Below are 13,008 nucleotides of genomic sequence, written 5' to 3' on the forward strand. Positions count from 1 at the left end.
AAAATCGTCTTTATTTTGAATAGATTTGTGTATTAGGTTCGAAATATGACTCCGTTTCTTTCTTAATGACTTTATATAAGAATAAAATACCGATTAAGTTTGGAATCATCATCATCGCATTGGCAGTATCCGCAAATAACCAAACTGTTTTAAGGTTTGCGACAGTACCGACGAATGTAGCGATAACATAAATGACACCATAAAGCATGACGTATTTTACACCGAATAAGTATTCAAAACATTTCGCACCGTACACGAACCAAGCGATAATGGTAGAAAATCCGAAGAAAATCACAGAGAGTGACACGACATATTCGCCTAAAGTTCCTAAGCTTGCGCCAAACGCCATACTTGTCAGTGCACCAGCTTCTAATTTGGCATCATGTGATACACCAGATAATAAGCCGCCTGTTGGATCCCAGTAACCCGTCACAAGTAGAACAAGACCCGTCATCGTACAGACGATAATCGTTACAATAAATGTACCTGTCATTGCTACGAGTGCTTGTGTTGCAGGATGTCCGGCTTTAGCATTACCTGAAATCAATGCGACAGTACCTAAACCGGCTTCGTTTGAAAAAATCCCTTTAGATACACCATTTTGAATGGCTTGCATCACCACGATACCTGTAAAACCACCTGCAGCAGATACGGGTGTGAACGCATATTTAAAAATTAAACCGAATGCCGGTAAAATTTGATCGTAGTTAATAATCAAAATCGTTACAGAAGCACCAATGTAAAAAATGGCCATCATTGGGACAAAGAAACCTGCAACGTTACTAATACGTTTTAGTCCACCAAAAATGATGAGTGAAATCAAAATGACCAATACAATTCCTGTAATAAAACCACTCACATTAAAGCTATTCGTCATGACGTCAGCAATCGTATTTGACTGAACACTATTTCCGATACCTAATGCAGCAAAGGCACCGAAAATGGCAAATGCAACTGCTAAAAATTTGAAGCGGTGACCCAATCCTTTTTCTATGTAATACATCGGACCACTGGAATATTCACCTTTGTCATTTTGAACGCGGAATTTCATGGCTAACAGCGCCTCAGCATATTTTGTCGTCATACCGAGCAAGCCAACAACCCACATCCAAAAAATCGCACCAGGACCACCTAAAGTGACAGCTGTCGCAACCCCGGCGATGTTCCCGTTACCAATCATACCCGCAAGTGACGTCATCAATGCTTTAAAGTTACTAATGTCTCCTTCACTTTCGGCTTCTTTTTTATTAGGAACAAAAGCGAGTTTGAACGCATGAATCAGTTTTGTGAACTGCATGCCTTTCAACACAAAGGTTAAAAATAAACCCGTTCCCGTTAATAAAATGAGACTCGGTGCGCCCCATAATATTGCATTTAATTTTTCTAGGATATTAATCACACATTACCCCTCCAATATTTGCTTCTCTTAAGTAAACGCTTTCATCATTATAATACACATAGATTTGAAATGTAAAATAATACTAAATTCTAATTATTGCTCTTTTAAATTAAATAGATATCAACATCGAAAATGCCATTTCCCATAACATATTAGCCGTTACCACATCACACGTTGTTGATAGCACACGATACGATTAAAAACGCACTCTCAAATTTTACACCTTTCTTTCAAACATTACCACTTTTATTTGATTATCCATTTTCAATCATTAGAGAAGACAACAGATTAACTTGTTTTAATCAAAAAATAATTTGAAGAATGTGGCGAAAGCTATAAATAAAGATGATGGGGCACTTTATTTTTTTATACCCACACAATGAGGAAGGGCTAAATGATACGTTTGATGAAAATAAGAAGCACATGTGAAAGGTGGCTTGTTTTTAAAATGTAATTCAAAAATGGCAAGAGCTGCCTAAACACTTTGATTACTCCAATATGTAGGAACGGCAATGTTGATGTTTAAAGTGAATAAACGTAATTTTTACTTTGTTTTAAAGGGCAAATGAAAGATGAATGAACGGGTCGTACATAGAAAAAAGCTGCCTTATTGAATTGCAGAACAAGGCGAGGCTCCTGTGGGATATAGTTAAAAAAATGTCGTCTTTTAACTTTGATAGGGGTTACTGTTTAACGCAGTAGCTGTCTGACTTCTCAATGCGTTCGCTTTTGAGAAGTCTAGTCAGCCTTGCGGGGGCAGTACGACGAAAACTTTGTTACACATGAGATTTCTGTACTACTCCCAAAATCCAATATGGCTTCCATCAAGTGTCCATTTCAATCAAGCCAAATTGAGTTGAGGTAAGTCCCTATGAACGCAAGCCTATGATAGCAATCAATAAGAGCAGCTTATATATCAAGAATTATTCATTTATCTGTAGATTACGTTTTCAAACAACATTATTTCATATAACGATAAGACATCAACGCCTTCAACATATCAATCTCTTTCTGTAACTCAGCCCCTTCATTCGTATCACGGATCAACTTACGCTCCAATTCTTTATCCACAACACGGCGAATAGACAACTCATCTTCGCCCGTCTCTAACATATTCTCTTTTGAATTGAAATGTTGATGCGCCACAAGTTGCATACCAAATGAGTTATACAGCAAGGTGTAGCCTGCAATACCTGTTGTCGATTGATACGCTTTAGAGAAACCACCATCAATAACAAGCATTTTACCGTTTGCTTTAATAGGATTTTCACCATCTCGTTCTTTGACAGGCGTATGCCCATTAATGATACGGCCTTGTTCTGGATTCATATCGAATTCTTCCAACATCTTTTTCACAACGTCTTCATTTTCACGCAAGCGATAATATGGATTTTTCTCTTCTTTGTGAGTGCTTTTATCTTTAATAAAGTAACGTTCGAATGTCGTCATGGCACGTTTACCGAATAATGATGAATATTTACCTGTCCATAAATACCATACTAAGTCTGTTGAAAGGTCATCTTCCACTTCTTTATTTTCATAAGCGTGACGGACATGTGTTTCAAATTCATCAATCAATTCACGTCCAGTGACAAAACGACCATCAATCGTCATCCCTTCCATTTCACCTTGCTCATCAATTGGAATGCAACCGTGAATGAGTAAATTGCCGTTGTAACGTAAATATAAATTACCTTTTTTCATGAGGAAGTCCACGTGACGACGTAGTTTTTCAGATTCTTGTACGGATGTTAGCAGTTTATCCATGACTTCTTGTTCTTCTTCAAGTAACGCAGTAGGTTGGCGCGGGTCTACTGTTCTGAAGCAAGTATTTTCAATCGGATGAACTTTTCCGTTAATTTCGATTGTACGATTACGATAGTTGACGCGATCAAGCAATAAACGTTCATTCATTTCAAATTCTGGACGGCGTTTAATGATAGGGCCTTCTAATTTAAATTGAATCATCGCAATGGCTTGATGAATTTTAGTAATCTGTAAAATTTCGGATTCAGATGGATTTTTCTCTGGATGTTTTTTCGGACGGAATGCCAAATTATCATCGTAATATTTTTCTGCCAATGTTAATAATGGACGTAAGTTAATCCCATATGCATCTTCAATAATATCGAGGTTGTCATAACGTGCACAAATGCGCAGTAAATTCGCAAGACACACTTTTGAACCAGAGTACGCGCCCATCCATAACACATCATGGTTTCCCCATTGAATATCAACAGAATGGTAGTCAATGAGCGTATCTATAATTTTGTCTGGGTGTGGCCCACGATCGTAAATATCACCCACAACATGAAGGTGATCCACGACTAATCTTTGTGTTGTGTTTGCCAAGCTGATAATGAGTTTATCGGCTTGATTCAGTTGGATAATTTGTTTCAAAATCGCATCGTAATAAGCTTTTTTGTTGTTAAATTGGTTACTTTTATAGAGTAATTCTTCAATGATAAATGTATATTCAGGCGCCAATGATTTACGCAGTTTAGAACGAGTATATTTCGATGATGTATATTTTACTAATTCGAGTAGTCGATTGATTGTTTTTTCATACCAATCGTGGCGCTCTTCTTTTGTGTTAAAACCATTTTTAATACGCTTAATTTTTTCTTCGGGATAATAGACTAACGCAATCAATTCATTCATTTCTTTTGGATCTAAACGCGATTGGAAGATGTCATGGATTTTTGATTGTAAATTACCAGATCCATTACGTAACACGTGTTGGAATGCGTGATATTCACCGTGCAAGTCACTGACAAAGTGTTCTGTGCCTTTAGGTAAATCCAAAATCGACTCTAAATGGATAATTTCGGTCGCAACTTTTTCTTCTGAATCGTATTTTTCAGCGATTAAATCTAAATACTGTCTTTTTAACTCTTTTTCTGTTTGAGATGACATTTGAATTTCTCCTTTACCCATAATTGTTTGTCTTTTAAATTATTGCAGGGCATAAATGATACACATCTGTTTTTCAAGATGACTGAAAATGGATGGACTTAAGTCATAGAGGGAGTTAAGAAGTGGGGAGTTGTGTTCGCAAACATCATGCGCGTTATTGAGACCAGCATGATTTCTTGTGTTCAATCGCACGTTCAAATCAAGTCGTACGGCTAGCACAATACGAATCTTTCTTACCCGTCTTAAATCACCGTGACAAGCCAAGATGCCCTTATATATCGAATATGAAGTTGACCTGTGTCTAACCGTTTCAATTCTATTAAACCATATTATTTATAGAAGTTAAACGAACCTGTTTATATATAGATTGTATACAATGAACATACACCATGTCATTCAATTCTATTGTGCCATTCTTAATTTGTGAGTTAGGGGCTTGATTTTATGCTATAAGCACGATATAATATCAAAGTTATTAGTTAGCCTAGCTCACTAAATTGAGAAGGAGGAATACAAGTGCAAAATCAAGGGAGTCAGCACTTTATGAGAAATTACATTTACAACTTTTTAGTTAGTTTTTTTGTCTATTTAGCCATGTATTTACTCATTGTTGTCATTGCGCAATATGCGATTCAACGATATGACGTTTCTACAGGTGTTGCCGGACTGATTACAGGTATTTTTATCGTCGGTGCTTTAATCGGGCGCTTTGTGGCAGGGCGCTTTATTCACGAAGTCGGTCCTAAACGCTTGTTGATGATCGGTTTAGTATTATTTATTATCACGCAATGTTTTTATTTTATTGAAGGCAGTCTCGTTTTCTTATTTTTGACCCGCTTTTTAAATGGGATTGCGCTTGCTGTTGCGACGACTGCGACAGGGACAATTGTGCCGCTTATCGCACCCGTTGAACGTCGAGGTGTTGCAATTAGCTTATTTAGTTTGAGTTTAGTGATTGGTGCGGCAATTGGTCCATTTTTAGGATTGTATTTAGCGGATATTTATCCGACATTTGTGCTGTTTACAGTTTGTCTTGTTGTTGCGATATTAGCTTTAATTTTTGCATTGTTTCTAAAAATCAATGTTGCGATGGCTGAACAACAATCAGAACATCAAGGCTTTCACATTTCACAATTTATTTCAGTACCAGCGATTCCGATTGCTATCGTTGTATTAATTTGTGGTTTAGGCTATGCGTCAGTCTTATCATTTTTACAACTTTATGCTGCAGAAATTGATTTAGCAACAGTGGCAAGTTACTACTTTATCTTTTATGCGGTGACCTCTGTAGTGACACGCCCATTTGTAGGACGCATTTTGGATCGTTTTCATGAAAATTGGGTCGCTTATCCAGCGTTAGTCTTATTTGGATTAGGAATTTTAGTGTTAGCAATGGCACAAAGTGGATGGGCATTGCTGTTATCCGGTGCGCTCGTTGGAATCGGTTATGGAAGTATGACAGCAGTCGGTAATGTGGTAGCAGTCAAAGTATCTCGTGCGGATCAAGTCGGTCTGGCAACATCGACATTCTTTATCGGCTTAGATGTCGGCATTGGTTTTGGTCCGGCATTAATAGGGCTCATCTTACCGTCAATAGGTTATCGTATGATGTACTTGGCGATTGGTATCATTTTATTATTATGCATCATCTTATATGCGGTGATTCACGGCCACCGTCAGCCACATAAACCAAAAGCGACATAATAGTTGTCATGCATAGTAAAAGTTTCAAAAAATAAAAACGAATTTATTTTAAAATTGGCTTAATTCCCTGCAACTAAAGGGAGTTAAGCCGTTTTTGGTTAATAAAAGTGTAATTTATTAAAGAATTTTCTAAAAACGTTCAAAAAATGTTCAAATTTATATTGTAACCGCTTTCTTCATGTGGTATATTCAGATAGCTACATGAAAGGTCATCAGGTGACCAAATGAAAGAAGGTCAAAATTATGAGTCAAAAGAAAACGAATGTCCGCTGGCTATTTGCAGGTATATTTTTCTTAATTGGTGTGATTGCCTATATGGATCGTACAAATATTTCATATATCGCTGCGCCAATGATGGAAGACTTACACCTTACAAAAGGACAGTTCGGACTGTTAGGTTCATTTTTCTATTTAGGTTATGCGTTGATGCAAGTGCCATCAGGGTTTTTAGCTGAGAAATATGGCCCTAAAAAGATGATTACGATTGCGTTAGTATGGTGGAGTGCATTTACAATCTTTACAGGTATGGTAAAAAATCATGGTTTGATATTCTTCATCCGCTTTCTATTTGGTGCGGGTGAATCACCAATGTTTCCATCCAATGCGGTATTCAATACATATTGGTTTAGTAAACATGAAAAAGGCCGTGCGGCAAGCGCGTTATTGGCAGGTTCTTATTTTGGTCCTGTTGTAGCGCCAATTGTTACAATCACTATATATAATGCATTTGGTTGGCAAGCAGTATTTTATATTTTTGGTGCGATAGGTTTCTTAATTGCGATTTTATGGGCAATTATCGCAAAAGACTTACCAGAGCAACATAAAATGGTTAATGAAGCGGAGAAACACTTCATTATGGAAAATCGTGACGTGGTTAAAACAAAAAAATCAACACCACCATGGGGCACATTTTTCTCACGCTTTAGTTTTTATGCGATTGCGCTACAGTATTTTGTAGTACAATTCACTATTACACTATTTTTATATTGGTATCCAACTTATTTAATGGAGCAATTCCATGTTGACCGTGATACGATGAGTAAAATCGCGGGTATTCCTTGGTTAGTGATGTTCGTGTTCATTTTAAGTGGCGGTACGATTTCAGATAAGATTTTAAGTAGTGGTAAGTCACGCTTTGCGGCACGTGGTATTATCGCGATTGCAGGATTTGTTATTTTTGGCATTGCATTGAACTTTGCGATTATATCAGATTCATTAGTGAAAAATATCGTTTGGATGTCACTCTGTTTAAGTAGTATCGGTTTAGCAATGGTGATGAGTTGGGCTTCAGCAGCCGACTTAGGACGTAACTATTCGGGTACAGTTTCAGGATGGATGAACTTATGGGGGAATATCGGTGCGGTGTTGAGTCCGATATTTGCCGGTTACCTTGCTGAAATGATCGGTTGGATTCCAACATTACGTTCGATGCTCGTTTTAGTTGTCGTTGCGATTGTGTTATGGTTCTTCGTTAAACCAGACCAACCATTAATTAAAGACGAAGCATAATTGATAAGAATGGGCTGGGACATTAAGTTACCCCAGCCCATTCCTACGATTTGTCAAGGGGTCAATAATCAAAGTTGACGTCACTGAACTAGACCGTCCAATTTCCTTCAATGAACGGACTTATTCCCATTATTGATGATAACACCGTCAAAAATGAGGATGAATTGGATGTAATCATTGGATGCTGTGAGTTGTCTTCATTTCATAAACTTGCTCTAAGAACGCAAAGCCATGAGGGCAATCAAAAACAAAATTCATAGCGAAAGGGCAAGTTTAACAAAAATATTGCACCAATCGCAGGAAAAAGTTTTATGCCCAATTCCCTTTTTTGATGGTGTTACGCAAAATCATGATATAATAAGAGGCATAAAATTATCTTGAAAGAGGTTAGTTAATGCAAAAGTTAACACGTTGGATTGTCCCGATTATCGGTATCGCACTGATTGTAGGAGGGATTTATCTTATTTTTAAGCCCAAAATTGATGCGTATTTGACGAATAAACAAAATGAACAAAAAATTGAAGAATATGAAGCAAAGCAAAAGAAAGAGAAAGCTGAAGTGCCTGAAATTCCGAAAGATCCGTCGAAAGTGGTCGGTGTATTAGAAGTGCCTTCCGTTCATATTAAAGAAGCGGTTTACCCTGGGCCAGCGACACCTGAACAACTTGAGCGAGGTGTCAGTTTTGCAGAAAAGGATGAATCACTGAAAGACCAAAATATTTCTATTGCCGGTCATACCAATTATAGTCTGAACTATCAATTTACAGAGTTGCATAAAGCGAAAAAGGGCGCTGAGGTGACTTTTAAAGTCGGTAAAGAAACACGCAAATACAAGATTACATCTATCAAGGATGTCAACCCATATCAAGTTGAAGTGTTAGATGAAATGAAGAAAGATAAAGATCAACTCACACTCATTACATGTGATGATTACGATGAGAAAACAGGGCAGTGGCTCACGCGTAAAATTTATGTTGCAGAACGCGTGAACTCGTAAAATGAAGTGTAAATCATATTAACTATTAAAAGGTGATGTCGTATCGCGAATGCGGGACATCGCCTTTTTATTTTTGGGAAAGGACGATGAATGTTTTGGGCGTGTATAGTGGTTGACAAAGGTTCGAGCATCTTTTGAATTCTTATCGTTCGCCATGTAATATAGGAATTAACATATAGAAGGAGGTTGACCGATGCACATACTTATTGCGCCTGACTCATTTAAAGAATCTATGACCGCCATGCAAGCCGCTGAAGCAATCGAACAAGGCTGGCGTGACGTGACAGGAGATACGACAACTTTTCATAAAATCCCTATGGCAGATGGTGGAGAGGGGACAACACAGTCTTTGCATGATGCGCTAAGTGGTGAATGGCGAACGATAACCGTCCAAGATCCTTTAGGTCGATCGATTTCAGCTACATATAGTCTCGCGAATCAAGGACAAACCGCAATCATTGAAATGGCTGCAGCTTCTGGATTAGATTTAGTCACACCAGAAGAACGGAATCCGCTCGTGACGTCTACATATGGGACAGGACAAATGTTATTAGATGCACTTGAACAAGGTGTTTCACACATTATTTTAGGTATCGGAGGCAGTGCGACAAATGATGGGGGTGCAGGTCTACTTCAAGCGATAGGTGTTCAATTTTTAGATGACGTTGGCCAGTCGATTCCTCGAGGGGGTCAAGGTTTAGCACAATTAGCACATATTGACGTGTCACAATTAGATCCACGTTTTCATCACATCCAACTAGAAGTCGCTTGTGATGTCGATAATCCATTGCTTGGGCCAAATGGGGCAACTGCGATTTACAGTCAACAAAAAGGTGCAGATGAGAAAGAACAAGTCATTTTAGAGCATGCTTTGACACGGTTTCATACTGTCATTGAACAAGATTTAAAGCGACGAGTGGCCGATATCCCAGGTGCGGGTGCTGCCGGGGGATTGGGGGCTGGTTTGTTGGCTTGTCTCCCTGTCGAACTGAAACGTGGGATTGACATTGTGTTGTCAGTCACACACTTTGACCACCATGTACAACAAGCAGATCTTGTTATTACTGGGGAAGGTGCGATAGATGGACAAACCGTGTATGGCAAAACACCAGTAGGCGTCGCCAAAGCTGCGAAAAAACATGGTAAACCTGTTATCGCGGTTGCTGGCACATTGGGTGCAGGGTATGAAGCGGTTGAAGGACACGGTATCGACGCGGTATATAGTTTGTCGCCAGGACCGATGTCGCTCGCACAAGCTTTAAAAGAAGGTCCTGTGCACTTAAGACAGTGGGCATACCATATGGCAAAATTTTATCAACTCATTAAAGAGAAGGGGTAATCGTATGCAAAAATTTCATTACAAAGAACATTTTTGGGATGTTACAGAAAAAATCATACCTGTATGGAATGATAAAGATGAACAAGTGTATCAAATGAAGTTAGGACGCGGACAACAACGCTTTAAAATGCGATTATTCAGTAGTTACTTTTGGCAAGAATACGAAATTCAAGATGGAGAAAATCGCTTGTACTTAACACGTGACAAAGGTTTTCTCGGTTGGTTTTTGCCGAAGTGGAAGGTATATCAAAATGAGCAGTATATGGGCCGTTTCCGTGTAAATCATCTTTTGCCAACCCGTTTCTACTTTGACACGGAGGAAGGCCATCGCTTTAAGTTTAAATTTCATTTTTTTACATACAATGCTGAAGTGCAAGATGAATCGGCACGTGATGTGATGTATGTCGATGCTTCAATTTTTAAATTAAAGCCTGAGTATCGTATTGAAATTCGCGAAAGTGTTAAAAATCCAGCATTATGGATATTACTATTTCAAGCAGGACAAGAATTTATGTCCATCGCGAGAAAAAGTCATTAAAGCTGAAACTATCATCATTATACTTACTTTTCTGTCTTAGTTCGATACGCAATATTTATACCTACAATGACATAAAATAAAAAGTCACTGAAACCATTTACGTCTCAGTGACAATATCATTTATAATCGTATTCAAGCGTGCGCATGACATATAAATAGCAATGAAACAATAGTCATCAACTTGTTATTTTAGGGAAAAGCACATGATTTTCTAAATGGACATGTGCATGGGTTTCTCGTTCTAAATGTGCGATTCGGTCGTAAACAAGACGCCATGTGCCACACGCTTCTGCTGGAGGTTGAAAGTCGTGAGTCAATTGACGCATCTGTTGAAGTAACGCACCTGCACCATCATGATCATCGACAAGCGATTGAACAACGGCATCTATATCCTCCACATCGTCACCATTTGCGGCACGGACCAGTTTAGGAAAAGCGATTTGGTCTTCTTCATCTGTATGTGTCAACATCGCTGATTTAAATTCATCAAATGTTGACTTTAATGTCACTAAATACGGATGATTTGGACCATGTACGCGTGAGAGTTTTGTCACGTATGGTGTGAGTTGTTTGAACTCTTCTCTTAACGTGTCGTGATAACGTGCTTGTATATATTGAATTAATGAAGGAACAGATAAATATTGTGGTTGCATCCCTTCACCTTGTTGCTGACTTGCACTTTCTAATTCCTGAAGTAGTGGTGCGAGAGACAATTTTGGATTACTTGAGACAGCTTCGTCAATGGATATTTGTCCACCACAGCAAAAATCGATACCGTGTTTTCGGAAAACATCAGCTGTTTTAGGGTAACGTGTAACGACATCAGCCACTATATCTTGGGTCGCAATCATACTAAAACTTCCTTTCGTCTTTGAATACATTCATTATAGGTTTATTGTGAAAAAATGAACATTAGGGAAATGGATGAGTTTAAACAGAAAAAAAGGCTATATTTTGTAGAATTATCTCCTTATCTCAAAAAATTAAGAATGACAATTAATGTAAAAGTGTAATAACCAGACATAAAATGAGCCAGCATAGAGATGACCGATTTGTAGCGTCGTCACAACAATCAAATATTATGCGAATCTTGAAGTACTTAAACCGTCTTATGACCAACCATCAAAAAGTGTGTTTGTATTGAAACATGGTCAAATGTGTAACGAGTGTTAAAAATGAATACTAAAAATATCTTGATCATACAAATGTACATTAATACAAAAATATGCAAATATGCTATAATAAGAAATTGGAACCGCTTACATCCATGTCCCACATTTGCTGAAGGGGTCAAAAAATAGTAAATGTGATATATTGGATAATGTGGAGTGGGACGGATATCTCACTTAATAGAATAGATAAGACGTTCCATTCTAAAATGATGTGGTTTCATCGACGGGAAATGTGAAACACAAAGGAGGAATGGCAATGATTTTCGAAAAAATGGCACAAGCTGATTACGAGCAGTTAGTTTTTTGCCACGACGAGACAACAGGATTAAAAGCAATTATTTGTATTCACGACACAACTTTAGGTCCAGCATTAGGGGGCTGTCGTTTTTGGAATTACGAAAGTGAAGAAGATGCGATAGTCGATGTCATGCGTTTAGCTAAAGGGATGACATATAAAAATGCAGCAGCCGGCCTTAACTTAGGTGGTGCAAAAACTGTTGTATTAGGTGATCCAAAAACAGATAAATCTGAAGCATTCTTTAGAGCACTCGGTCGCTACATTGACAGTTTAGACGGCCGTTATATTACTGCCGAAGATGTAGGGACAACGGTAGAAGACATGGATTTGATTCGCTTAGAAACACCACATGTTACGGGTGTGAGTGAGTCTTACGGTTCAAGTGGTAACCCAAGTCCTATGACGGCATTAGGTGTTTACTATGCGATGAAACGTACAGCGAAAGAAGCATTCGGCTCTGACAGTTTAGACGGGAAAACTGTTGCTGTACAAGGTGTAGGTAATGTTGCGTATCATATGTGTAAATTTTTACATGAGGAAGGCGCGAAACTCATCGTCACAGACATCAATGAAGAAGCAGTGCAGCGTGCAGTGAATGATTTTAATGCCGAAGCAGTGGGTATTAACGATATCTATCAAGTTGAAGCTGACATCTTTGCGCCATGTGCACTCGGTGGTATTTTAAACGATCATACGATTCCAGAGCTTAAAGTCAAAATGGTATGTGGGAGTGCAAATAACCAATTGTTAGAAGAAGATAAGCATGGTCAAATGTTAGAAGAACGCGGCATTATTTATGCACCTGACTTTGTGGCTAATAGTGGCGGTGTGATTAACGTTGCCGATGAATTATACGGTCAATATAATCGTGAACGTGCTGAAAAGAAAGTGAAAAACATTTACGAGCAAATGGACAAAATTTTCACGATTGCGAAAGAAGAAGGTATTTTACCTTTACAAGCCGCTGAACATTTAGCAGAAACACGAATTGATACGATGATGCGTGTACATAGTAAATATTCTGCAACACCACAACAATCATAAAATGAAACCTGAATTAAGTTAAAGGTTTTCGTATGATATATACACATTAAATGGAAAGGGATTGGGACAATGTTATGTTCTAGTCCCTTTTC

General features: G+C 38.2%; 9 protein-coding genes. 6 read left to right on the forward strand and 3 right to left on the reverse strand.

Annotation, left to right across the window (positions count from 1 at the left end):
- Positions 1-10 precede the first annotated feature (10 nt).
- The gene (locus CCE82_RS03280) at positions 11-1,399 is read right to left on the reverse strand and encodes an alanine/glycine:cation symporter family protein (protein ID WP_086428005.1); all 1,389 of its coding nucleotides are present in this window, start codon (positions 1,397-1,399) and stop codon (positions 11-13) included.
- Between the two features lie 960 nt (positions 1,400-2,359).
- Positions 2,360-4,315, reverse strand: coding sequence for a fructose-1,6-bisphosphatase (locus CCE82_RS03285; protein WP_086428006.1), 1,956 nt, complete (start codon positions 4,313-4,315; stop codon positions 2,360-2,362).
- Positions 4,316-4,831: 516 nt separating this feature from the next.
- Between CCE82_RS03285 and CCE82_RS03290 the strand changes: the two genes are divergently transcribed.
- From CCE82_RS03290 to CCE82_RS03310, 5 genes are all read left to right on the forward strand, one after another.
- Entirely contained in the window at positions 4,832-6,019 is a 1,188-nt protein-coding gene (locus CCE82_RS03290) for an MFS transporter (RefSeq protein WP_086428007.1), read from the forward strand.
- Between the two features lie 243 nt (positions 6,020-6,262).
- A complete protein-coding gene (locus CCE82_RS03295) occupies positions 6,263-7,528 on the forward strand; it encodes a pyruvate MFS transporter (protein WP_086428008.1) in 1,266 nt (421 codons plus the stop codon).
- Between the two features lie 394 nt (positions 7,529-7,922).
- Entirely contained in the window at positions 7,923-8,525 is a 603-nt protein-coding gene (gene srtA / locus CCE82_RS03300) for a class A sortase SrtA (protein ID WP_086428009.1), read from the forward strand.
- 193 nt (positions 8,526-8,718) lie between these two features.
- Complete coding sequence (locus tag CCE82_RS03305) at positions 8,719-9,864, forward strand: glycerate kinase family protein (RefSeq protein WP_086428010.1); 1,146 nt, start codon at positions 8,719-8,721, stop codon at positions 9,862-9,864.
- 4 nt (positions 9,865-9,868) lie between these two features.
- On the forward strand, positions 9,869-10,402 hold the full coding sequence (locus tag CCE82_RS03310) for a hypothetical protein (protein WP_086428011.1): 534 nt from the start codon (positions 9,869-9,871) through the stop codon (positions 10,400-10,402).
- A gap of 176 nt (positions 10,403-10,578) precedes the next feature.
- Here CCE82_RS03310 and scdA read toward each other — a convergent pair whose 3' ends face one another.
- Positions 10,579-11,253, reverse strand: a complete 675-nt coding sequence (gene scdA / locus CCE82_RS03315; protein ID WP_086428012.1) for an iron-sulfur cluster repair di-iron protein ScdA — start codon at positions 11,251-11,253, stop codon at positions 10,579-10,581.
- Positions 11,254-11,830: 577 nt separating this feature from the next.
- Between scdA and CCE82_RS03320 the strand changes: the two genes are divergently transcribed.
- Positions 11,831-12,916, forward strand: a complete 1,086-nt coding sequence (locus CCE82_RS03320; RefSeq protein WP_086428013.1) for a Glu/Leu/Phe/Val family dehydrogenase — start codon at positions 11,831-11,833, stop codon at positions 12,914-12,916.
- Positions 12,917-13,008 lie beyond the last annotated feature (92 nt).

Origin of the sequence: Staphylococcus cornubiensis, from assembly GCF_900183575.1 — a bacterium.
GTDB classification, from domain to species: Bacteria; Bacillota; Bacilli; order Staphylococcales; family Staphylococcaceae; genus Staphylococcus; species Staphylococcus cornubiensis.